This window comes from Sphingomonas sp. 8AM, assembly GCF_902506455.1.
GTDB lineage: Bacteria > Pseudomonadota > Alphaproteobacteria > Sphingomonadales > Sphingomonadaceae > Sphingomonas.
This window is the reverse complement of sequence record NZ_LR733844.1, coordinates 3,061,429-3,083,531: the sequence shown is the minus strand read 5'-3', so window position 1 is coordinate 3,083,531 and position 22,103 is coordinate 3,061,429. Positions and strand designations below refer to the sequence as shown.

Annotated in this window: 19 protein-coding genes and 1 tRNA gene; 12 read left to right on the top strand and 8 right to left on the bottom strand. The window is 67.1% G+C overall.

Features of this window, described 5'->3' with window-relative positions:
- Positions 1 to 161: 161 nt before the first annotated feature.
- Positions 162 to 237: transfer RNA gene (locus BACI71_RS14535), tRNA-Thr, on the bottom strand.
- A 163-nt stretch (positions 238 to 400) separates the two neighbouring features.
- Here BACI71_RS14535 and BACI71_RS14530 point away from each other — a divergent pair.
- The 4 genes from BACI71_RS14530 to BACI71_RS14515 all read left to right on the top strand — a co-directional run bounded on the left by BACI71_RS14530 (position 401) and on the right by BACI71_RS14515 (position 8,278).
- Entirely contained in the window at positions 401 to 1,630 is a 1,230-nt protein-coding gene (locus tag BACI71_RS14530; protein WP_159761229.1) for a hypothetical protein, read from the top strand.
- Positions 1,631 to 1,703: 73 nt separating this feature from the next.
- Positions 1,704 to 6,332 (top strand): NAD-glutamate dehydrogenase, encoded by a 4,629-nt coding sequence (locus BACI71_RS14525; protein WP_159759794.1) that lies wholly within the window; start codon positions 1,704 to 1,706, stop codon positions 6,330 to 6,332.
- A gap of 170 nt (positions 6,333 to 6,502) precedes the next feature.
- On the top strand, positions 6,503 to 7,357 hold the full coding sequence (locus BACI71_RS14520; protein WP_159759792.1) for a manganese catalase family protein: 855 nt from the start codon (positions 6,503 to 6,505) through the stop codon (positions 7,355 to 7,357).
- 219 nt (positions 7,358 to 7,576) lie between these two features.
- Positions 7,577 to 8,278 (top strand): FkbM family methyltransferase, encoded by a 702-nt coding sequence (locus BACI71_RS14515; RefSeq protein WP_159759790.1) that lies wholly within the window; start codon positions 7,577 to 7,579, stop codon positions 8,276 to 8,278.
- A gap of 4 nt (positions 8,279 to 8,282) precedes the next feature.
- Here the strand turns inward: BACI71_RS14515 and BACI71_RS14510 are convergent, their stop codons facing one another.
- The 7 genes from BACI71_RS14510 to cobS form a co-directional block, all read right to left on the bottom strand.
- On the bottom strand, positions 8,283 to 8,966 hold the full coding sequence (locus tag BACI71_RS14510; RefSeq protein WP_159759788.1) for a Fe2+-dependent dioxygenase: 684 nt from the start codon (positions 8,964 to 8,966) through the stop codon (positions 8,283 to 8,285).
- Between the two features lie 108 nt (positions 8,967 to 9,074).
- Positions 9,075 to 11,498: a TonB-dependent receptor gene (locus BACI71_RS14505; RefSeq protein ID WP_159759786.1), complete on the bottom strand. Its 2,424-nt coding sequence runs from the start codon at positions 11,496 to 11,498 to the stop codon at positions 9,075 to 9,077.
- A gap of 32 nt (positions 11,499 to 11,530) precedes the next feature.
- Entirely contained in the window at positions 11,531 to 11,833 is a 303-nt protein-coding gene (locus BACI71_RS14500; RefSeq protein ID WP_159759784.1) for a ribbon-helix-helix domain-containing protein, read from the bottom strand.
- A gap of 93 nt (positions 11,834 to 11,926) precedes the next feature.
- Entirely contained in the window at positions 11,927 to 13,750 is a 1,824-nt protein-coding gene (gene cobT / locus BACI71_RS14495; protein WP_159759782.1) for a cobaltochelatase subunit CobT, read from the bottom strand.
- Positions 13,750 to 14,136, bottom strand: coding sequence for a type II toxin-antitoxin system VapC family toxin (locus tag BACI71_RS14490; RefSeq protein ID WP_159759780.1), 387 nt, complete (start codon positions 14,134 to 14,136; stop codon positions 13,750 to 13,752). Before BACI71_RS14490 ends, cobT begins: the two co-directional genes overlap by 1 nt.
- On the bottom strand, positions 14,136 to 14,420 hold the full coding sequence (locus tag BACI71_RS14485) for a type II toxin-antitoxin system Phd/YefM family antitoxin (RefSeq protein ID WP_159759778.1): 285 nt from the start codon (positions 14,418 to 14,420) through the stop codon (positions 14,136 to 14,138). The genes BACI71_RS14490 and BACI71_RS14485 overlap by 1 nt, the downstream gene beginning before the upstream one ends.
- Positions 14,421 to 14,466: 46 nt before the next feature.
- Positions 14,467 to 15,471, bottom strand: coding sequence for a cobaltochelatase subunit CobS (cobS, locus tag BACI71_RS14480; protein ID WP_159759776.1), 1,005 nt, complete (start codon positions 15,469 to 15,471; stop codon positions 14,467 to 14,469).
- Positions 15,472 to 15,672: 201 nt separating this feature from the next.
- On the opposite strand from cobS, the gene BACI71_RS14475 reads away from it, so the two are divergent.
- From BACI71_RS14475 to sucD, 8 genes are all read left to right on the top strand, one after another.
- The gene (locus BACI71_RS14475) at positions 15,673 to 16,089 is read left to right on the top strand and encodes a VOC family protein (RefSeq protein ID WP_159759774.1); all 417 of its coding nucleotides are present in this window, start codon (positions 15,673 to 15,675) and stop codon (positions 16,087 to 16,089) included.
- The gene (locus tag BACI71_RS14470; protein WP_159759772.1) at positions 16,086 to 16,862 is read left to right on the top strand and encodes a VOC family protein; all 777 of its coding nucleotides are present in this window, start codon (positions 16,086 to 16,088) and stop codon (positions 16,860 to 16,862) included. The genes BACI71_RS14475 and BACI71_RS14470 overlap by 4 nt, the downstream gene beginning before the upstream one ends.
- Positions 16,862 to 17,332, top strand: a complete 471-nt coding sequence (locus tag BACI71_RS14465) for a VOC family protein (protein ID WP_159759770.1) — start codon at positions 16,862 to 16,864, stop codon at positions 17,330 to 17,332. The genes BACI71_RS14470 and BACI71_RS14465 overlap by 1 nt, the downstream gene beginning before the upstream one ends.
- Before the next feature lie 138 nt (positions 17,333 to 17,470).
- Complete coding sequence (locus BACI71_RS14460; protein WP_159759768.1) at positions 17,471 to 18,253, top strand: succinate dehydrogenase iron-sulfur subunit; 783 nt, start codon at positions 17,471 to 17,473, stop codon at positions 18,251 to 18,253.
- Between the two features lie 280 nt (positions 18,254 to 18,533).
- A complete protein-coding gene (gene zapE, locus BACI71_RS14455) occupies positions 18,534 to 19,628 on the top strand; it encodes a cell division protein ZapE (RefSeq protein WP_159759766.1) in 1,095 nt (364 codons plus the stop codon).
- 117 nt (positions 19,629 to 19,745) lie between these two features.
- Positions 19,746 to 20,711: a malate dehydrogenase gene (gene mdh, locus BACI71_RS14450; RefSeq protein ID WP_159759764.1), complete on the top strand. Its 966-nt coding sequence runs from the start codon at positions 19,746 to 19,748 to the stop codon at positions 20,709 to 20,711.
- Between the two features lie 54 nt (positions 20,712 to 20,765).
- A complete protein-coding gene (locus tag BACI71_RS14445) occupies positions 20,766 to 21,062 on the top strand; it encodes a GIY-YIG nuclease family protein (RefSeq protein ID WP_159759762.1) in 297 nt (98 codons plus the stop codon).
- Between the two features lie 66 nt (positions 21,063 to 21,128).
- The gene (gene sucD, locus BACI71_RS14440) at positions 21,129 to 22,019 is read left to right on the top strand and encodes a succinate--CoA ligase subunit alpha (RefSeq protein WP_159759760.1); all 891 of its coding nucleotides are present in this window, start codon (positions 21,129 to 21,131) and stop codon (positions 22,017 to 22,019) included.
- Positions 22,020 to 22,103 lie beyond the last annotated feature (84 nt).

The following is a 22,103-nucleotide window of genomic DNA, read 5'->3' as shown; positions in this document are numbered from 1 at the left end:
TGATCTCTCAACTGGAGGAAGCGCGAGGCTGCCTGCGTTGAGTGGCTATAGCGTAGGTCGAGCCCACCTCCCTACCCAAAAGCGCCCCAAGCAGGACCCAAACGCCCGATCAGCCGCACGAGCTTTCGCCCGCGCGTTTCGAGGTTTCCTACTGGAAGGGGTGGTGCCGCTTACAGGACTCGAACCTGTGACCCCCGCATTACGAATGCGATGCTCTACCAGCTGAGCTAAAGCGGCCAACGCGCTTCCGCGTGGGAAACGTCGTGGAGGCGGCGCTTAGCAGCGCGAAACGGCGTTGACAAGCGTCTTGCGGCTTTACTGGGCGTTTACCATCCACAGGGCAAAAGCGTCCGGCGAATCCGGCCGAATTACAGGCCGCTCGCCGGAACGGACGATGAGCATGGACAGCGCGCACGGCTACGACGACCTACGCCAGGACGACGACCCGACTGAGGGCGGCGTCGGCGAATCTCCGGCACCGGTCGGCCCCGACGAGCGCCGGATGCACGTCCGCGCCTATCATCACTGGGTGTCGCTGCTACGCGGCCGCCCCTATCCGGCAATCGACGATCTCGAGCCCGAGAGCATCGCCGACTTCGGTCCGCACAGCGTGCTGCTCGACTTCTCGGCCGGGGTCGAGGACCCCGCAATCCAGTTCATCGGTCGCGCGCTGCGCGAGGAATGCGCGATGGATCAGTCGATCGCGCGGATCTCCGACGTGCCGTCGCGCTCGCTGCTGTCGCGGTTGACCGACCATTATCTCCAGATCATCGCCAATCGCACGCCGATCGGCTTCGAAGCCGAATTCACCGGCACGCGCGGGCACAATACGATGTACCGCGGCATCCTGATGCCCTTCTCGTCGGACGCACGGACGATCGACTATATCTACGGCGTCATCAACTGGAAGGAGCTGGTCGCCGCCGACGATCAGGCCGGGCTCGATGCCGAGCTGGCCGCGGCGATCCGCGCCCCGCGCCACGATCCGCTGCCCAGCGGCGTCTGGGCGGACGGTCCGTGCGCCGCCGCGCCGGTACCGGAGCCGGAGGTCGCCCCCACCACGCTCGACGACCTGCTCGCCGCCGCGCGCGACAGCGCCGCCGTGGCCCGCGCCGCGCGGCTGCGCAGCCATGCCGCGCTGTACCGCGCGCTGGGCCGCGCGCATGACGTCGCGCTTGCTGCCGCTGCCGATCCGGCGCGGCTGGAGGAACTGCTCGCCGCCGCCGACATCCGTGTGCAGGCGCGCGCACCGCTGACCGCGATCACCAAGCTCGTGTTCGGCGCGGATCACGACAAGACGCGGCTGACCGAGGCCGCGACCGTGCTCGCCTGGGCGCAGCGCACTGGCATCGCCCCCGGCGCGCTCGCCCATGCGCTGGAGCGCGCCGAGGGCGGCATCAAGGGGATCGTCGCTGCCGAGCGCGCCCTGCGTCAGCCCGATGGCGATGACGCCGCCGCGCTCCCGCTGGCCGAGCGTGCGCCGTTGGCTGAAGTGGCGATCGACAGCGGACTCGACGAGGGCGCGCCGGTGGTGCTGCTCGGCCGCGCCACCGCCACCGGAATCGTCGTCGTCGGCACCGTCGGCGACGACGCGAAGCTTGCTGCGCAGGTACTGCGCCGGCTGCATTGATGCACTGCGACGCTGCACCAATGCAGTACGGCAACGCTTGAGCTAGGCGCGGGAGGGGCGCATAGCTTCGCCCATGCCGGATAAGTCTCTTCAGATACTGTCTGCCGCGCTGGCGGCCCGCCTCACCTATCGCGCGCTGCCGGGCGAGCTTGCCGGGTTCGGCGAGGACAAGCAGGCGGAGGCGGCCGCCTTCCTCGCGCAGACCGCGGCGGTGCGCGCGCCCGGCACCCCGGCGCTGGCGCTGGAGCAGCTACCGGGCGACGGCGCGCGGCGGCGCATGCGGCTGGCGATCGTCAACGACGACATGCCGTTCCTCGTCGACTCCGTCGCGGCGGTGATCGGCGACCGTGACATCGCGGTCGATCGCGTCATCCACCCGGTGATCCGCGTCTCGCGCGACGCCGCGGGACAACTGACCGACATCGAGGGCGCCGACGGCAAGCCCGAATCGATGATCTATATCGAGCTGGAGCGCGTTGACGCGCGTGACCGGCGCGCGCTGACCGACGAGATCGAGCGCCTGCTCGCCGACGTGCGTGTCGCGGTGCGCGACTGGCGCGCGATGCAGGCGACGCTCGCGGCCGACGCCGGGGTGATCGACGATGTCGGCGGCGATCCGGAAGGCGCGGCACTGCTCCGCTGGTTCCTCGACCGGCATTTCACCTTGCTCGGGCACGAGCGCTGGCACGCCGACGGCAAGGTCGACGCCGCCGCGCCGCTCGGGATCGTCGTCAACGACCATGCGGTGCCGATCCTCGCCGATCGTTCGCGGCGGCTGGCGGTCGACTATTTCACCGCCGGCAATTCGGCGCCGTTGCTGCTGAAATCCAGCCTGATCTCGCCGGTCCACCGCCGCGTGCCGCTCGATCTGCTGGTGGTGCCGATCCAGACCGGCGGGCGTGTCACCGGGCTCTCGATCCACGCCGGGCTGTGGACCTCGGCGGCGCTCAACGCCCCGCCGCGCAGCGTGCCGGTCCTGCGCCAGCGGCTGGCGGCAAGCGAGGCCAAGTTCGGCTTCGATCCCGCCGGCCACACCGGCAAGGCGCTGACCCACGCGATCGCCACGCTGCCGCACGATCTGATGACCGCGATCAGCGCGGCATCGATGGAGGAGCTGGCGCTCACCGCGATGAGCCTCGCCGACCGCCCGCGCCCGAAGCTGGTGCTGGTCCCCTCCCCGCTCGGCCGCCACCTGTATGCGTTCGTGTGGCTGCCGCGCGACGAGATGACCACCGCGCGCCGCGTCGCGATCGGCGAGATGCTCGCCGAGGCCGCTAACGGGCAGGTGCTCAACTGGTCGACCAGCGTCGAGGACGGACGGGTTGCCTTGCTTCGCTACACGATCGACCTGCGTGGCGCCGGCGTGCTCCCCGATGCGCTGACGCTCGACGCACAGCTCGAAAAGATGGTGCGCGGCTGGACGCCGTCGATCGAGGCCGCGCTTGCCGATGAGGTCGGCCCGGCGCGCGCCGCGCGGCTCGCGCTGCGCCACGCCGCCGCCTTCCCGGTCCGCTACCGCACTGGTGCGAGCGCCGACGAGGCAGCACGCGACATCGTGTCGATCGCCAATCTCGACGGCGATGCCGACCGCGAGGTGCGTTTCACCGCCGGTGGCGACGGGATGCTCCATCTCAAGGTCTATCGGCAGGGCGGCCCGCTCGCGCTGTCCGACGCGGTGCCCGCGCTCGAGCATTTCGGCTTCCGCGTGATCGAGGAAATGCCGACCGCGCTGACCGACGAGGAGCGCAGTTCGATCCACGATTTCACGCTCGAGACCAGGGCCGACATCCCCGCGGTGCTCGCCGGCGCCGAGACCTTGCAGGAAGCACTCGCGCAGGTGCTTGAAGGCCGCGCCGAGGATGACGGCTTCAACCGGCTGATGCTGGAGGCGGGGCTGTCGCCGTCCGAGGTCGTGCTGTTCCGCGCCTGGTATCGCTATTTGCGGCAGGCGGGGATGAGCTACGGCCCCGCCAACGTCGTCGATACGCTGACACGCGTCCGCCCCGTCACCAAGGCACTGGTCGAACGCTTCGTCGCGGTCCACGACCCCGCCTCGACCGCCGACCCCGAAGCGGCGCAGGGAGTGATCGACGCCGGGCTCGACGCGGTCACTGGCATCGACGACGACCGCATCCTGCGCGCCTTCCGCGCCGTGATCGACGCGACGCTGCGCACCAACGCCTTCACCGAGGCCGCGAACGAGGCGCTGGCGTTCAAGCTCGACAGTGCGAAGATCCCCGGCCTCCCCGCCCCGCTGCCGTGGCGCGAGGTGTGGGTCTATTCGCCGCGGGTCGAGGGTATCCATCTGCGCGCCGGCCCGGTCGCGCGCGGCGGCCTGCGCTGGTCCGACCGTCGTGACGATTTCCGCACCGAGATCCTCGGGCTGATGAAGGCGCAGCGCGTCAAGAACGCCGTCATCGTGCCGACCGGCGCGAAGGGCGGCTTCTACGCCAAGCAACTCCCCTCACCCTCGAACCGCGACGCCTGGCTCGCGGAGGGGACCGAGGCGTATCGCATCTTCATCCGCACGCTTTTGTCGATCACCGACAATATCGAGAACGGCGCGGTCGTTCATCCGCAGGGCGTGACGATCCTCGACGGCGAAGACCCGTATTTCGTCGTCGCCGCCGACAAGGGCACCGCGACGTTCAGCGACGTCGCCAATGCCATCGCGCTCGACCGCGACTTTTGGCTCGGCGACGCCTTCGCCAGCGGCGGCTCGCAGGGCTACGACCACAAGGCGATGGGCATCACCGCCAAGGGCGCGTGGGTCTCGGTCCAGCGCCACTTCGCGGAGCGCGGCGTCGACGTGCAGGCGGACCCGATCCGCGTCGTCGGCTGCGGCGACATGTCGGGCGACGTGTTCGGCAACGGCATGCTGCTGTCGAAAGCGATCAAGCTGGTCGCCGCGTTCGATCACCGCCACATCTTCCTCGACCCCGATCCCGATCCGGCAGCGAGCTGGGACGAACGCGCCCGCATGTTCGCGCTGCCACGGTCGAGCTGGGCCGATTACAATCCGACGCTGATCTCCGCCGGCGGCGGCGTGTTCGCGCGCGACATGAAGTCGATTCCGCTGACCCCGCAGGTACAGGCCGCGCTCGGCATCACCGTCGACCGGATGGAGCCGACCGCGCTGATCTCGGCGATCCTCAAGAGCCCCGCCGACCTGATCTGGTTCGGCGGCATCGGCACCTATGTGAAGGCCGCGGCCGAGAACAACGCCACCGTCGGCGATCCCGCCAACGACCGGTTGCGCGTCGATGCCGAGGAACTGCGCGCGATCGCGATCGGCGAGGGCGCGAACCTCGGCGTCACGCAGGCGGCGCGCATCGCCTTCGCCGCCCGAGGCGGGCGCATCAACACCGACTTCATCGACAATTCGGCGGGCGTCGATTGCTCGGACAACGAGGTCAACATCAAGATCGCACTCAACCGCGAGATGATCGAAGGCCGGCTGTCGTTCGAGGACCGCAACGTCCTGCTCGGCAGCATGACCGACGATGTCGCGCAACTGGTGCTGGAGGACAACCGCCTCCAGACGCTCGGCCTGTCGATCGCCGAGCGCGGGGGTGCGCAGGCGCTGCCCAGCTATGTCCGGCTCATCGAGGTGTTCGAGGAAGCCGGGCGGCTCGATCGCCATGTCGAGGGGCTGGCGAACAACACCGACCTGTTGCGCCGCACCGGCGAGGGCCGCGGGCTCACCCGCCCCGAACTCGCGGTGCTGCTCGCGACCGCGAAACTGTCGTTGCAGGACGAGATCGAGCATTCGGCGCTCGGCGAGGACGAGGCGTTGCTCCCCGACCTCCACGCCGCTTTCCCGCGCGCGATGCAGGAGCGGTTCGCCCCCGCGATCGACGCGCATCGCCTGCGCGGCGAGATCGTCGCGACCAAGCTCGCCAACCGCATCGTCAACCGCATCGGCATCCTCCACCCGTTCGAGCTGGCCGAGGAGGAGGGCGCCACGCTCGCCGACATCGCCGCGATGTTCGTCGTCGCCGAACGGCAATTCGGCCTCGCGACCTTGTGGCAGGCGATCGAAACCACCCCGATGCCGGAGGCCGGGCGGCTGGCATTGTTCGACGAGGTCGCGGTCGCGGTCCGCTCGCAGATCGCCGACCTGCTCCGCGCCACCGCGCCCGGCACGGTGCCCTCGACCGTGCTCGCGCGGCTGTCGGGCGGGATCGACCGGCTGGCGGCGGCGACCGACGACCTGTTGCTCGACGAGGCACGCGCGCATTCGCGGCGCATCGCCGACACGCTGGAGGCGGCCGGCGCACCGCACGATCTGGCGCTCAGCGTCGTGCGGCTGTTCGAGCTGGACGGCGCGGTCGGGCTCGCCGACCTCGGCGAGCGCGCCGCGATCGACGAGACGCAGCTTGCGCGCGCCTTCACCCGGCTCGGCGAAGGTCTCGGGCTCGACTGGGCGCAGGGCACCGCCACGCGCATCAACCCCAGCGATCCCTGGGAGCGGCTGTTGATCGCCGGCCTCGCGCGCGACTTCCAGCAATTGCGGCTCGACTTCCTCGGCCGTGGCGGCACGGGCGATCCGGTCGCGCTGGTCGACGCATGGCTGGCGAAGAACGCCGCCCGCGTCGGCCAATTCCGCGCCGTGATCGACCGCGCCCGCAACGCACAGGCCCCGAACGCGGCGATGCTGGCGCAGATCGCAGGACAGGCGCGCGTGCTGCTCGGGCGCTGACCCCTTGAAGTTCCACACCGCCACAACTCCTTTACCCCGCCGACGCCTCAACATTCGCGGAACCGCCGTTGATCTAAATCATTGTGAAATCAGCGTTTTCATATCGCGACCCGAACGACTTATTGCGCGCCCGTGCATTGCCTATCCGTATCCACAACCGGAGAAGCAGCATGTATTATCACGACAGGCGCCTTCAGTACCCCGTCACCGTCGAGAAGCCCGATCCGGCCTTCGCGCGGATGCTGCAACAGGCGATCGGCGGCGTGGAGGGTGAGATCCGCGTCTGCATGCAGTACTTCTTCCAGGCATGGGGCAATCGCGCGCCGACGCCGAAATACCGCGATATGCTGCTCCACACCGCCACCGAGGAGATCGGCCATATCGAGATGCTCGCCACTGCGGTTGCGCTGAACCTCGACAAGGCGCCGGCCTCGCTTCAGGAAGAAGGCGCGGCGGACGGGATCGTCGGTGCAGTGATGGGCGGCGGCAACGGCCGGCAGGAGATCGAAGGGCTGATCCACAAGAACCTGCTGTCGAGCGGGCTCGCGGCGATGCCGGTCGACTCGGACGGCGTCCCGTTCAACATGAGCCACATCTACGCCAGCGGCAACGTCGCCGCCGACATGTATTGCAACGTCGCCGCCGAGAGCACCGGGCGCGTGCTGGCGGTGCGGCTGTTCAACGCCGCGCATGACGAGGGCATGAAGAAGATGCTCCACTACATGATCGCGCGCGACACGATGCACCAGCAGCAATGGCTGGCGGTGATCGAGGAACTCGGCGGCGCCGCGGGCAATCTCCCGATCCCCAATTCCTTCCCGCAGGAGCAGGAGGATCAGGAGAACAACTACAACTTCTACGCCACGGCGGCGGACGGCAGCTACCCCGAGGGTCGCTGGACGAGCGGCCCGTCGATCGACGGGCGCGGCGAATTCACCGTCTTCCCGAACAAGCCGCTCGGCGAGGAACCGATCCTCGGCCCGGCGCGACCGGACAGCGGCGCGCAGGACAAGCAGATCGGCTGACCGCCGGCCGCGTGCGGGGCGCGTTACCTCGCTCCGCCATCCCGGATGTGATCCGGGATCCCGCTTCTTCCCCGATCGCCACGAGGAAGCGGGGCCCCGGACCAAGTCCGGGGCGACGGGCAGGAAATGCCGACGGAATGTCCCGACCCTACCGAAAAATTAGGATGGCGCGCCTACCCCGGCTCTGACATGCGGACGTGTGGCAGGGCTTTGACGGGGATGACGATGCTGGGCGCGCTGGCCAAGACTGTGATGAACCGCTTCGGTGTCGAGGTGGTGCGCGCCGCGACGTTCGGCAACTTCCTCAAGACCCGGCACATCGATCTGGTCGTGGACGTCGGCGCGAACCTCGGCCAGTTCGCGGGCGACGTGCGCGAACGCGGTTATACCGGTCGCATCCATTCGTTCGAGCCGGTCGGCAAGATCTTCGCCGCGCTCGAACAGCGCGTGGCGCGTGATCCGCAGTGGCAGGCGACGCGTACTGCGCTGGGCGCCGCGCCGGGCGAGGTGCAGATCAACCTCTACGACAATCACACGCTCAACTCGCTGCACGCGCTCGACGATGGCAATGCGCGCCGGCTCGATGTCGACCCTACGGTGCTCGGCACCGAGACCGTTTCGATCGCAACGCTCGACGACGTGCTGGCGAACGATCCGGCCATGTCGATCTTCCTCAAGATCGATACGCAGGGGCACGAACGCGCGGTGCTGGAAGGCGCCCGCGCGGTGCTGGACCGCACGACGGCGCTGCTGCTCGAATTGCCGGTGCTGCCGCTTTATGAACAGAGCTGGTCGTTCAACGAGGCGCTCGCCTATATCGACGCACTCGGTTTCACGCCGGCGCAGTTCCGCACGGTCAACACGATCGCCGACGATCCGGCGTGCGCAATCGAGTTCGACTGCCTGTTTCGCCGCAAATAGCCGGCTACACCTCCGCCCAGCGGCGGAGCAGATTGTGGTACACACCCGTCAGTTGCAGCGTCGCCGCTGCGCCCTGCCCCTGCGCCGCGGCGACCGCCTGCACGCCCTGATCCAGCTCGAACAGGATGCGCCGCGCGCTATCGTCGCGAACCATCGACTGAATCCAGAAGAAGCTCGCCAGCCGCACCCCGCGCGTCACCGGCGCGACGCGGTGCAGGCTGGAGGCCGGGTAAAGCACCATGTGACCGGCGGGAAGCTTGACCGCCTGCGTCCCGAACTGCTCCTCGATCACCAGCTCGCCGCCATCGTAACTGTCCGGATCGGCGAGGAACAGCGTCGCCGACAGATCGCTGCGCAGCCGGAAGTCGCTGCCGCGCTTCATCCGGATTGCATTGTCGACATGGACGCCGAAATCCTGCCCGCCCTCGTAGCGATTGAACAGCGGCGGAAAGACCTTCGCCGGCAGCGCCGCCGCCACGAACAGCGGCGTGCGACCGAGTGCATCGAGGATCATCGCCCCCGCCGCGCGCGCCGCCGCGCCGTCCTCGGGCAACTGCCGGTTGCGTTTGGCGAGCGCCGCCTGCGGACCCGAGGTCGCGTTGCCGTCGACCCAGTCCGCCGCGTCGATCGTCGCGCGCACCTGTGCCAGCGCCTCGGCATCAAGCACGTCGGGGATCGCGATCAGCATAAATGATCCTTTGCTACCGTCATTGCGAGCGGAGCGAAGCAATCCAGGGCAGCTCGCGGAACACTGGATTGCTGCGCTACGCTCGCAATGACAGCTGATGTACGTGCGTCAGAAGCTATAGAACAGACTCAGCACCGCCTGCCGCCGCTCGCCCGGCATTGCCCAGCCGCCGGTGACCACCCCGGTCGTCGCATTGATGTTGTTGCGGACGTTGGTCAGGTACTTTTCGTCCGTAAAGTTCTGGACGTTGAGCTGCATCGTCAGCCCCTGCCGGAAGCTGTACGCCAGATAGGCGCGATGGATCAGGTAATCGTCGGTCTTCAACAACGCGGCATTGGCAAGCGTCGGGACATAGGTCGTGAACGCGCCCTGATAGGTCAGGCCATAGCCGAGCTCGAGCCCGAACGGCAGCTTGTAGGTGGTGAACAGGCTTCCCGAATGCTCGGGTGTTTGCACCAGCGGGCTGCCGCGCAGCGGGTCGGGGCTGGCGACCGAGTTGCCGCAACCATTTCCGCCGGGATGGGCAAGGCAGAAGTTCGACACCGATTGCCGCACCTCGCTGTCGAGATAGGTGTAATTGGCGAAGATCGTCCAGTTTGGCGTCAGGTTGCCCGACGCCCCCAGCGCAATGCCATCGACGCGGCTGCGCCCGTCGAGCACCTGCACGGTCGGCAGCAGGGGATCGTTGGAGGCGACGCGGTAATTGCTCCGTTCGTTGCGGAACGCCGCGGCGGTCAGCTCCAGTCGCCGCCCGAACAGCCCGGCCTTGACCCCGACTTCGTAATTGCGCGCGGTCTCCGGCGCGACGCCGCAGGTGTTGGTGACCACCGCATTGGAGACGCTGACGCAGCCCAGCCGCACCGTCGCCGACGACGGGGTCTTGGCGTTGCCATAGCTGGCGTAGACGCTGACGTCCTTGACCGGATGATAGACCAGCCCGGCCCGATACGAGAACAGCCGCTCGCGGTTGCGCTGACGCGCCTGTGCGGCGACCGGCTGCGTCACGCCCGGCGCCGCGGCAACCGGAAGCTGGTCGAAGTCGGCATGTTGCTGTTCCCAGCGGACTCCGGCGTTCACCTCGACATGCCGCCCCAGCTCCAGCGTGTCGAACGCGTAGACCGCAACGTTGTGCGTCGACGATTTGGAATGTACGGTGGTGACGTAGTTGATCGGCCCGCGATAATGGGTGTCCGGGTTGCTGATCGCCAGCAGCGGCAGCGGCGCGATCGCCGACCCGTCGGCGTTGCGCAGCAGCGAGCCAGTCACGATCCGGTAATCCTCGACCATCCACGACACGCCGATGTTCGCGACGTTGCGCAGGCCGCCTTTCTCGCCATGCTCCAGCCGGACATCGGTCTGGTTGGCGAGCAGTTGATTGACCTGATCGCGCACCAGCCCGCGCGGGCCGGACGGTAGCCATTGCCCTGCGGGGATGGTGATATTCGTGCCGTTCACGGTCGTGGTGCACGCCGCCCCGGTTGCCTTGCCGGCGACCTGCACCGGCTGCGTTCCGCTTGCCAGACAGAAGGTCCCCTGCGGCGCGCTGGTGACGCTATACTGCCCGACGCGCTGCCAGCGGGTCAGGTTGCGCACCGACAGATGGTCGTCAATCTCGTGGCGCAACGTCGCGGTCAGCCGGTCGACGTCCACGTCCTGCCGGTCGAGATTGCGATAGCCATAATAGTCGCTGCGATCCGCACCGGGGATGAGCCCTCCGACCACATCGTTGTTGAAGTAGGGAATGCCGTAAAGCGGCGTGTTGCGATCCTGCTGGTGGACATAGGCGAGCGTCAGGCTGGTCGGGCCGTCCATCCCGATCGTCACCGCCGGAGCGACGCCCCAACGCTTGTACTTTTCGACATCGCGGCCGGGCAGGTCGTTGCGATGATACACCGCGTTGAGGCGGACGCCGACCAGATCGCTCACCCGCTCATTGGCATCGATCGCCGCACGATAGTAATTGTCGGTCCCGACCGCCGCCTGCGCGATCGTCAGATCTTCGGGACGCGGCTCCTTGCTGACGAGATTGATCGTTCCGCCGACGGAGCCCGAGCCGTTGAAGACCGAATTTGCGCCATTGTAGACTTCGATCTGCTGCAGGTTGAACGGATCGGTACGGCTGTATTGCGCGCTGTCGCGGATGCCGTCGATCGTGATGTCGTTGTTCGCCGAATAGCCGCGCAGGTTGATGCTGTCGCCATAGCCGCCACCGCCCTCGCCCGCGCCAAAGGTGATGCCGGGCAGCGTCTGCAGCGCGTCGCGGAGCGTCAGCAAATTCTGTTTGCGAAGCACCTGATCGGAGATCACCGTCACCGTCTGCGGCGTATCGAGCAGCGCGGCGGTCGCCTTGGGGCTTTCGAGCTGGTCGGGTGCGCGTTCGCGGGCACCCGTTACCACCACATCGTCACGATCGATCCGCGTCCGGCCGTCCTGTGCCGCTGCGGGTCGCTCCGGCGTATCGGCGGTCGCCGGAGCGGACGCGATGAAGCCGATGCACGATAGCGCAAGAAACGAAGCCGACGACGAAGACATTCCGGTGAACCCCCATTGTTATGGCGGCCCAGCTATTGCGACTGACTTTCACTGTCAACGTTAATGCGATTGGATTGCAGGATCTGGCCGAAATGCACGGGTTCGTTCGCCAGAAACGTGCGGAGTGCGCTGGCAAGGTTCGGCGGGTCCGGCTCGGCGATACGCAGCGCATCGACCTCCGCGACCAGCGCCGACAATGGCAATGCGTGCGCCACCGCAGCCCGCTCGAGTGCGCTCCAGAAGACAGGTTCGAGGCTTACCGACGTCGAATGCCCTGCGATCGTGACCGAGCGCTTGACCGGCCCGACAAAGCCACCGCGTGGCGGCGCGATCATGCCAAGCTCACGTCTGCATTAATACCGCAGCCGCTCAGGGAGCGACATCGGCTGGCCGGAGCATGCTGGCGGTAAACCGCCGTCGCACTGCTCTCACTCCGCATCGAACAGCGCGGCGAGCTGCTCGATGATCGTCCCACCAAGCTGTTCGGCATCCATGATCGTCACCGCGCGGCTGTAATAGCGCGTCACGTCATGCCCGATCCCGATCGCGACCAGTTCGACCGGCGAGCGCTTCTCGATCCACGCGATCACCTGCCGCAAATGCCGCTCCAGATACGAGCCCGAATTGACGCTCAGCGTCGAATCATCGACCGGCGCGCCGTCGGAAATGACCATCAGGATGCGCCGCTCCTCCGGCCGCGCCATCATCCGGCCATGCGCCCACAGCAGCGCCTCGCCGTCGATATTCTCCTTCAGCAGCCCCTCGCGCATCATCAGACCCAAAGCGGGGCGCGCGCGCCGCCACGGCTCGTCGGCGCGCTTGTAGACGATGTGGCGGACATCGTTCAGCCGCCCCGGCTGTGGCGGGCGACCGGCGGTGAGCCACGTCTCGCGGCTCTGCCCGCCCTTCCACGCGCGCGTCGTAAAGCCGAGGATCTCGGTCTTCACCCCGCACCGCTCCAGCGTCCGCGCAAGGATATCGGCGCTGATCGCCGCGATCGAGATCGGCCGTCCGCGCATCGATCCGGAATTGTCGATCAGCAGCGTCACCACCGTATCGCGAAAATCGGTATCGCGCTCGATCTTGTAGCTCAGCGACTGGGTCGGATTGACCACCACGCGCGCCAGCCGCGCGGCGTCGAGCAGTCCCTCTTCCTGATCGAAGTCCCACGACCGCGATTGCTGCGCCATCAACCGCCGCTGGAGCCGGTTGGCGAGCTTCGACACCGCCGATTGCAGGTGGACGAGCTGCTGGTCGAGATAGCCGCGCAGCCGCGCCAGTTCCTCTGCGTCGCACAATTCGGTCGCGGCGACGACCTCATCATATCGTTCGGTCCACACCTTATAGTCGAACTGCGCGGCCATGTCCGCAGACGGGCGGTTCGGGCGCACCGGCTGCATGCCCTCCTCGCCGTCGTCGCCCGGCTCGCCTTCGGCATCGTCGATGTCGTCGCCTTCGAGCTGCTCGCTCTCGCCTTCCTGCGACTGATCGTCGCGTTGCTGGCCCCGCGCCTCGACCTCGGACTCACCCTCCGATCCTTCCGCCTCACCCTCGTCGGCCTCGTCGGTGTCCTGCCCCTCCTCGCCTTCCTCGTCCTCGCCGCCCTCGTCGCTGTCCTGCGGCTCCTGCTCGCCCTCGACGAGTTCGAGCTGTTCGAGCAACTTGCGGGTCAGCCCCTGGAAGGCACGCTGGTCGTCGAGCGCGAGCGCGAGCGCGGACAGATCGACCTTGCCATCGATCCACTCGCGCACCAGCGCCAGTCCGGGCTCGGCCTCGACCGGCGGCAGCCGTCCGGTCAGCGCCTCGCGCACCATCAGCCCCAAAGCCGATGCGAGCGGCACCTCGCTCCTGGTCCGTGCGCGCGTGATCGGATCGCTGCGCAGCCGCACGTCGAGCGCGCGCGCGAGATTGTCGGCGATCCCATCATAGCCGCGGCTGCCCAGCGCCTCGACCCGGGCCGTCTCGATCGCGTCATAAACCGACCGCGCGGTCGCCTCCGCCGGCGCGCCGCGCGCGTGGAGCGTGTCGTCATGGTGACGCAACCGCAGCGCGAAGCCATCGGCGAACCCGCGCGCCTCGGCGACCTGCTCGGCCGGCAAGGTCCGCGCCGGCATCGGCACGCGCAGATGCTTGCCGGATTGCGCGGGCGCATCGGCGGTATAGGCGAGCTCCAGCTCCGCCTCGTCGGACAGCGCACGCGCGGTGCCGCCGAGCACGGCCTTGAAGCGGTCGAGGGGGGTATCGGTGGCCATTACCAGAATGTCTCGCAACCAAAATCAGTCATCACCCGGTCGCACGTCACTAGCGTCAGGTCCTCGATCAGCGCCTGTGCGGCCAGCATACGGTCGAACGGGTCCTTATGTGCACCCGGCAGCGCACCGCTGCGCACGCCATGCGCCATCGTGATCGATAACGCGCGAAAGCCATCATCGGCCAGATACCGCTCGAAATTCGCCATGCGGTCGGCAAGCCCCAGCAAATGCCCCTTGCGGATCTTGGTCGCGATCTCCCAGCCGGATGCCGCGCTGACGTGAACCTCGTTGGCGCGATCGCCGATCGCCGCCTTCGCCCGATCCGGCAGTGTCGCATCGTCGAACCACCACCACAGCAGCGCATGCGTATCGAGCAACAGACGCATCAAGGCGCCGGCGGGAAGATACTGCGGTTCTCGAGCTCCTCCAGTTCCTCGTCGGTAAAACAGGAGGCGAGCGACTCTTCCGGCGACATGTCCATCAAACCCTTGAACCGCCCCGGCGTCCGCCGCGCGGGCACCGGCGGGTCGATCGGAACCAGCTTGGCATAAGGGACACCGGCCTTGGCCAGCACGATCTCCTCGCCCGCATGGGCACGTTCGATCAGCCGCGACAGCTGCGTCTTGGCCTCATGAACGTTGAAGGTCTTCTGCGGATCGGCCTCGGCCATCGCCTGTCTCCTCGGGTGGACTAAGTACCTTGGTCCACCCGGACCATCAAGCCTTCGCCACCACGCTTTCGGGCAGGTCCTTGCCGAACACGCGCTGGTAATATTCCGCGACCAGCGCGCGCTCCGCCTCGTCGCACTTGTTGAGGAATGACAGCCGGAACGCAAAGCCGACATCGCCGAAGATCAGCGCATTCTGCGCCCAGGTGATGACGGTGCGCGGGCTCATCACCGTCGAGATATCGCCGTTGACGAAGCCCTTGCGCGTCAGGTCGGCGACGCGGACCATGTTCTCGACCAGCTTCTTGCCCTCGGGCTTGTCATACTCGCCCGACTTGGCAAGCACGATCCGCGCCTCGGTGACCGCCGGCAGATAGTTGAGCGTGACGACCACGTTCCAGCGGTCCATCTGCCCCTGATTGATCTGCTGCGTGCCGTGATACAGCCCGCTGGTGTCGCCGAGCCCGACCGTGTTCGCGGTCGCGAACAGCCGGAAATACGGGTTCGGGCGGATCACGCGGTTCTGGTCGAGCAATGTCAGCTTGCCCTCGGTCTCCAGAACGCGCTGGATCACGAACATCACGTCCGGGCGCCCGGCGTCATATTCGTCGAACACCAGCGCGGTCGGGGTCTGGAGCGCCCACGGCAACAACCCTTCGCGGAACTCGGTCACCTGCTGTCCGTCGCGCAGCACGATCGCGTCGCGCCCGACAAGGTCGATGCGGCTGATGTGCGCGTCGAGGTTGATGCGGATGCACGGCCACTTCAGCCGCGCCGCGACCTGCTCGATATGGCTCGACTTGCCGGTGCCGTGGTAGCCCTGCACCATCACGCGGCGATTGTGCGCGAAGCCCGCGACGATCGCCAGCGTCGTGTCGGGATCGAAGACATAGGCGGGGTCGAGATCGGGCACGCGCTCGTCGGCGACCGAGAAGGCCGGCACTTCCATGTCCGAATCGATGCCGAACAGGTCGCGCACGCGCACCATCTTGTCAGGCGCGTCGAGGATCGTGGTGTCGCGGCTGTCGGGCTGCGTGTTCGGGATGTCGGTCATGCGTTAACGCCGTTTCGCTGGAGTTTCCCGAACCACTGCGAAGCCGGCGCGCCCGCGTCAACCCGCCGCGCGCCTCGCTCGGCCGGGCCGGGCTGGAAGACAGGGGGCAGAACGCGCGCCTTCGGTCGCGGTTTCCTGCACTTGCCCGACGCGGCAGGCGGCGCATGATGCGGCAATAACGACTCGGAGAGGACGAGCGCGATGCGGATGATCTTCATCAACCTGCCGGTCGGCGACGTGGCGCGATCAACGGCGTTCTACGAAGCGATCGGGTTCGAAAGGAACGCCGCTTTCTCGAACGATGCCGCCTCCGCCATGCGCTGGTCGGACGCGATCAGCGTGATGCTGCTCGACCATGGCTTCTACGCGACCTTCACCGACAAGCCGATCGCCGACACCCATAGCGTCAGCGCCGCCTTGTTGTGCCTGTCGTTCGACGATCGCGCGGCGGTCGATGCGATCCACGCCGCGGCGCGTGGCGCGGGTGGTCGCGAAACCCGCCCGATCGTCGATCAGCAGTTCATGTACGGCGGGGCGTTCGAGGACCCCGACGGCCACACATGGGAAACCGTCCACATGGAAATGGGCGACTGTGCCCCGACCGGAGACGCAGCATGAGAAATCCGCACGGCACCCCGATCTGGTACGAATATCACGCCACCGACGCCGATCGCGCACAGGCATTCTACGAACGATTGTTTGGTTGGCAGATCGCCCCGTCTGGCGATGTGGCGGGCATGGATTATCGGATCGTCAGCACCGGCGCCGGCGAGGGAGTCGCGGGGCTGATGCCGCGCCCGCATCCCGACGCGGCACCGGGATGGCTGTTCTACGTCGGTGTCGACGACGTCGATGCGGCGATCGCCACCGCGCAGACAAACGGTGGCACGGTGCTGATGCCTCCGATTGACATGGATGGCGTCGGACGGATGGCGCTGCTCGCCGATCCGGAAGGGCGGCCCTTCTATGTGATGCGCGGCGCGATGGACGAACCGTCACGCGCCTTCGTCACCCCGCCCTATGACGGACCGGGGCAGATGGTCTGGAACGAGCTGACCACGCCCGATCAGGATCGGGCGCTGGCGTTCTACGCGCACGTGTTCGGCTGGCGGCACGAGGGCGGGATGCCGATGGGCCCGGCCGGCGACTATCGGTTCGTGCACATCGGCGACACCTGCCTCGGCGCGACCATGCCGGTGCTGCCGGTCGGCGTGCCGGGATGGCTCTTCTACGCGCAGGTCGATGACATCGACGCGGCGGTGGCGCGCCTCACCGCGGGCGGCGGGACCGTTCTCCAGGGCCCCGATCCGATCCCGCATGACAATTTCTCGGTCGTCGCCGCCGACCCGGACGGCGCGCGGATCGGCTTCGTCGGGCCACGGAGGGGGTAATGGACAAGGTGACGACGTGGCTGTGGTGCAACGGCACCGCGGAGGAACAGGCGCGCTTCTACACCGCCTTGATCCCGGACAGCGCGATCGACCGGATCATGCGCGCACCGCTCGATTATCCCGGCGGCACGGCGGGCAAGGTGCTGACGGTCGAGTTCACGCTGGCCGGTCGCCGTTTCGCGCTGCTCGACGGCGGCCCCGGACCGACGCACAGCGAGGCGATGTCACTGTCGGTCGACTGTGCCGATCAGGCGGAGGTCGATCTTTACTGGGATGCCTTTCTCGCCGGTGGCGGCGCGGCGATGCAGTGCGGCTGGCTCAAGGATCGCTGGGGCGTGGCGTGGCAGATCGTGCCGCGTCGCCTGACCGAGCTGATGAACGACCCGCGACACGCGGCCAAGGCGATGGGGGCCATGATGGAGATGGTGCGGATCGACGTGGCGGCGCTGGAACGTGCGATCGCCTCTTGAGCCGCGGGGCATAATAGCTAACTAGGCGGGCGACGGGCATGTTTGCGGCCAGCCTCGCGATCGTGTACCCGCCGCCCGAGTAATGGCGCCGGTGCGCCTTCTGTGCGCCGACGATTCTGACCAAGACGAGACGCGCGCATGGCCGAGTTCACGCTCCCGAAGAACAGCAAGATCAAGGGCGGGCAGAAGCACCCTTCGCCGCAGCCCGGCGGCACGATGCGCAACTTCAAGGTGTATCGCTACGATCCCGACTCGGGCCAGAACCCGCGCTACGACACGTTCGAGGTCAACCTCGATGAATGCGGGCCGATGGTCCTCGACGCGCTCATCAAGATCAAGTCGGAGCAGGATCCGTCGCTGACCTTCCGTCGTTCGTGCCGCGAGGGCATCTGCGGCTCATGCTCGATGAACATCGACGGGCGCAACGGTCTGGCCTGCACCATCGCGATCGAGGACGTGAAGGGCGAGATCAAGATCACGCCGCTGCCCGCGATGGACGTCATCAAGGATCTGGTTCCCGACTTCACGCGCTTCTACGCGCAATATGCGTCGATCACGCCGTGGCTGCAGACCGTCACCCCGCCGCCCGCCGGCAAGGAGCGGCTCCAGTCGCCCGAGGAGCGCGCGAAGCTCGATGGCCTGTACGAGTGCATCCTGTGCGCCTGCTGCTCGACGTCGTGCCCCAGCTACTGGTGGAATTCTGACAAGTTCCTCGGCCCGGCGATCCTGCTTCAGGCGTATCGCTGGCTGGCCGACAGCCGCGACGAGATGACCGGCGAGCGGCTCGACGCGCTGGAGGATCCGTTCCGCCTCTATCGCTGCCACACGATCATGAACTGCGCGAACACCTGCCCGAAGGGGCTGTCGCCCGCCAAGGCGATCGCGGAGATCAAGAAGATGGAAGTCGAGCGGCTGGTCTGACGCCGCGCGCTCGCCGCCGCCATCCCGAGCGAAGTTACACGAACCAGCGCCCTGTGCGGGGCGCTGGTTTTTTTGTGTTCCCGATTGCGACCGGGGCCGCCGATTGGTGCCTGAATCGCCTTGAACGTGGCACGGCTCGCGTCTGGACGGGGGTATTTTCGGGCACGCTCCGGCACCCGCTCCGGCAGAAGCGTCACCGGACGCCGACTTGATCCATCGCGCCGGCTCGCCCAAAGCAGCCCCTATTGTGCACAGCAACATCGACGCTGGAAGGAACGACATGGGCAAGGTGCTGGCCGCCTATCAAACGCTGATCGCGGCCGACGAACTGCGTCCCGACCCCGAGCAGGCCGCCGGCGCCGCCCGCCTCGACACGCTGGCCGCCGAGCTGGAGCGCCCACGCACCACCGGCCTGTTCCGACGCCGCACGATTCCGGCGCGCGGCACCTACATGTGGGGCGGCGTCGGCCGCGGCAAGTCCATGTTAATGGACCTCTTTTTCAATCATCTGGACATTGCGAAGAAGCGCCGCGTCCACTTCGCCGAGTTCATGCTGGAGATCCACGCCCGCATCGCGGTCGAGCGCCGCAAGGAACAGGGCGACCCGATCCTCCCCGTCGCCGCGGCGCTGGCGGAGGAAGCGCGACTGCTCGCCTTTGACGAGATGATGGTCACCAACTCGCCCGACGCGATGATCCTTTCGCGGCTGTTTACCGCGCTGATCGAGGCTGGGGTGACGGTGGTGACCACCAGCAACCGCGCCCCCGCCGACCTCTACAAGAACGGCCTGAATCGCGAGCATTTCCTTGGGTTTATCGCGCTCATCGAGGAACGGCTGGACGTGATCGCGCTCAACGGCCCGGTTGATTATCGCCGCGACCGGCTCGGCTCGCAAAGGACGTGGTGCGTTCCAAATGGCGAGCAGGCGACCGCCGATCTCTCTGCCGCCTTCTTCCGTCTCACCGATTACCCACCCGAAGATCGTCAGCATGTGCCGGCGGAGGAACTGATCGTGCAGGGCCGCACGTTGCGCGTTCCCAAGACGCTGAAGGGCGTCGCGGTCTTCGCGTTCAAGAAGCTGTGCGGTGAAGCGCGTGGCTCGGCCGACTATCTCGTGATCGCGCGTCGCTATCACACCGTGATCCTCGTGGGTATTCCGGTGCTTGGGCCGGACAACCGGAACGAAGCCGCCCGCTTCGTCCAGCTTATCGACGCGTTGTATGAGCACAAGGTCAAGCTGCTCGCCTCTGCGGATGCCGAGCCGGACCAGCTCTATCCGCGCGGCGACGGCGCGTTCGAGTTCCAGCGAACGGTAAGCCGGCTGGAGGAGATGCGCTCCGAAAACTACCTCGTCGAAGGGCACGGCACTAGTTAATGATGCTGCGAACCATTTGCAATTAAAGTTTGAGGAAGCGCGCTTTACGGGTTGCCCCCTGCCCCCGAAGGGCGTAGGCGGCATGACCATTCACACGTCAACGACGGAAGGGATGGGATGGCCCGCAAGAAGATAGCGCTGATCGGCGCCGGCAACATCGGCGGCACGCTCGCGCACCTCGCAGCACTGAAGGGTCTGGGCGACATCGTCCTGTTCGACGTCGTCGAAGGCGTGCCGCAGGGCAAGGCGCTCGACCTGTCGCAATGCGGTCCGGTTGAAGGCTTTGACGCCTCGATCAAGGGCTCGAACGACTATGCCGACATCGCCGGCGCGGACGTCATCATCGTCACCGCCGGTGTCGCGCGCAAGCCCGGCATGAGCCGCGATGACCTGCTCGGCATCAACCTGAAGGTGATGAAGGCGGTCGGCGAAGGCATCCGCGACAACGCGCCCGACGCGTTCGTGATCTGCATCACCAACCCGCTCGACGCGATGGTCTGGGCGCTGCGCGAATTCTCCGGCCTGCCGCACAACAAGGTCGTTGGCATGGCGGGTGTGCTTGACTCGGCACGCTTCTCGCACTTCCTCGCCGAGGAATTCGGCGTGTCGGTGAAGGACGTGAACACGTTCGTGCTCGGCGGCCACGGCGACACGATGGTGCCGGTGCTCGAATATTCGACCGTCAGCGGGATCCCGGTTGCCGACCTGATCGAGATGGGCTTCTCCACCAGGGAGAAGGTCGACGAGATCATCAAGCGTACGCGCGGTGGCGGGGGCGAGATCGTCGCGCTGCTCAAGACCGGCTCGGCCTATTACGCGCCCGCCACCAGCGGCATCGCGATGGCCGAGGCTTATCTGTACGACCAGAAGCGCATCCTGCCTGCTGCGGCGCACCTGACCGGTCAGTATGGCATCGACGATCTGTACGTCGGCGTGCCGGTGGTGATCGGCGCGGGCGGCGTCGAGAAGGTCGTCGAGGTCAAGCTGTCGGACGAGGCGAAGGGCAACCTTCAGGTCTCGGTCGACGCGGTCAAGGAACTGCTGGTCGCCTGCAAGGGCATCGACGGTTCGTTGGAAAAGTAGGACTTCCCTTCGTGCCCCGGCGTAGGCCGGAGCCCAGTTGGGAGAGGCCCCGAAGTGGAAAAGGCCGGGTTCGTCTATATCATGGCGAGCAGACGCAACGGCACGATCTACCTAGGCGTCACCAGCGACCTTCCCAAGCGGGTTTGGGAACATCGCAACGACGTCATCGGTGGCTTCACGCGGAAGTACGGCTGTCATCTTCTCGTTTGGTACGAGGCGTATGACAGCATTGATGTGGCACGGCAGCGCGAGCTGCAGATGAAGGAGTGGAAGCGAGCCTGGAAGGTGCGCGAGATCGAGGGGATCAATCCCGATTGGGAAGACCTTTACGATCGCATCGCCCTGCCATGACCGCCTTCCTGACTGGACCCCGGCCTTCGCCGGGGCACAATCCTTCCCGGATTTAGGGAGACGGCATTGAGCATCCTCGTCGACAAGAACACCAAGGTCATCACGCAAGGGATGACCGGCAAGACCGGCACCTTCCACACCAGGGCGGCGCTGGATTACGGCACGCAGATGGTCGGCGGCGTGACGCCCGGCAAGGGCGGCACGACCCACGAAGAGCTGGGCCTGCCGAACTTCAACACCGTTGCGGAGGCGGTCGCCGTCACCGGCGCCAACGCCAGCGTCATCTACGTGCCGCCGCCCTTCGCCGCCGATTCGATCCTCGAGGCGATCGACGCCGAGGTGCCGCTGATCGTCGCGATCACCGAGGGCATTCCGGTGCTCGACATGGTGCGCGTGAAGCGCGCGCTGTCTGGCAGCAAGTCGCGGCTGATCGGTCCGAACTGCCCGGGCGTGCTGACGCCGGGCGAGTGCAAGATCGGCATCATGCCGGGCAACATCTTCAAGAAGGGCTCGGTCGGCGTCGTGTCGCGCTCGGGCACGCTGACCTATGAGGCGGTGTTCCAGACCTCGAACGCCGGCCTGGGTCAGACCACGGCGGTCGGGATCGGCGGCGATCCGGTCAACGGCACCAACTTCATCGACGTGCTCGAACTGTTTCTCGCGGACGAGGAAACGCAGTCGATCATCATGATCGGCGAGATCGGCGGCGACGCCGAGGAGCAGGCGGCGCAGTTCCTGATCGACGAGGCCAAGCGTGGCCGCAAGAAGCCGATGGCCGGCTTCATCGCGGGTCGCACGGCGCCCCCGGGGCGTCGCATGGGCCATGCCGGCGCGATCGTGTCGGGCGGCAAGGGCGACGCGGAGAGCAAGATCGCGGCGATGGAAGCCGCCGGGATCAAGGTCGCGGCGAGCCCTTCGGAGCTCGGCTCGACGCTGCTGAGCGTGCTCAACAAGTAAGACGATCCGACGTCATCCCGGCGGACAGGCCGGGATCCGGAGCGGCAGGCGGGCCGCTCGCGGCTCCGGACCCCGGCCATCGCC

Excerpts from the sequence above, each read along its gene's own strand:
- BACI71_RS14530 (WP_159761229.1), top strand. The coding sequence starts at position 401 with ATGGACAGCGCGCACGGCTACGACGACCTACGCCAGGACGACGACCCG.
- BACI71_RS14525 (WP_159759794.1), top strand. The coding sequence starts at position 1,704 with ATGCCGGATAAGTCTCTTCAGATACTGTCTGCCGCGCTGGCGGCCCGC.
- BACI71_RS14520 (WP_159759792.1), top strand. The coding sequence starts at position 6,503 with ATGTATTATCACGACAGGCGCCTTCAGTACCCCGTCACCGTCGAGAAG.
- BACI71_RS14515 (WP_159759790.1), top strand. The coding sequence starts at position 7,577 with ATGACGATGCTGGGCGCGCTGGCCAAGACTGTGATGAACCGCTTCGGT.
- BACI71_RS14510 (WP_159759788.1), bottom strand. The coding sequence starts at position 8,966 with ATGCTGATCGCGATCCCCGACGTGCTTGATGCCGAGGCGCTGGCACAG.
- BACI71_RS14505 (WP_159759786.1), bottom strand. The coding sequence starts at position 11,498 with ATGTCTTCGTCGTCGGCTTCGTTTCTTGCGCTATCGTGCATCGGCTTC.
- BACI71_RS14500 (WP_159759784.1), bottom strand. The coding sequence starts at position 11,833 with ATGATCGCGCCGCCACGCGGTGGCTTTGTCGGGCCGGTCAAGCGCTCG.
- cobT (WP_159759782.1), bottom strand. The coding sequence starts at position 13,750 with ATGGCCACCGATACCCCCCTCGACCGCTTCAAGGCCGTGCTCGGCGGC.
- BACI71_RS14490 (WP_159759780.1), bottom strand. The coding sequence starts at position 14,136 with ATGCGTCTGTTGCTCGATACGCATGCGCTGCTGTGGTGGTGGTTCGAC.
- BACI71_RS14485 (WP_159759778.1), bottom strand. The coding sequence starts at position 14,420 with ATGGCCGAGGCCGATCCGCAGAAGACCTTCAACGTTCATGAGGCCAAG.
- cobS (WP_159759776.1), bottom strand. The coding sequence starts at position 15,471 with ATGACCGACATCCCGAACACGCAGCCCGACAGCCGCGACACCACGATC.
- BACI71_RS14475 (WP_159759774.1), top strand. The coding sequence starts at position 15,673 with ATGCGGATGATCTTCATCAACCTGCCGGTCGGCGACGTGGCGCGATCA.
- BACI71_RS14470 (WP_159759772.1), top strand. The coding sequence starts at position 16,086 with ATGAGAAATCCGCACGGCACCCCGATCTGGTACGAATATCACGCCACC.
- BACI71_RS14465 (WP_159759770.1), top strand. The coding sequence starts at position 16,862 with ATGGACAAGGTGACGACGTGGCTGTGGTGCAACGGCACCGCGGAGGAA.
- BACI71_RS14460 (WP_159759768.1), top strand. The coding sequence starts at position 17,471 with ATGGCCGAGTTCACGCTCCCGAAGAACAGCAAGATCAAGGGCGGGCAG.
- zapE (WP_159759766.1), top strand. The coding sequence starts at position 18,534 with ATGGGCAAGGTGCTGGCCGCCTATCAAACGCTGATCGCGGCCGACGAA.
- mdh (WP_159759764.1), top strand. The coding sequence starts at position 19,746 with ATGGCCCGCAAGAAGATAGCGCTGATCGGCGCCGGCAACATCGGCGGC.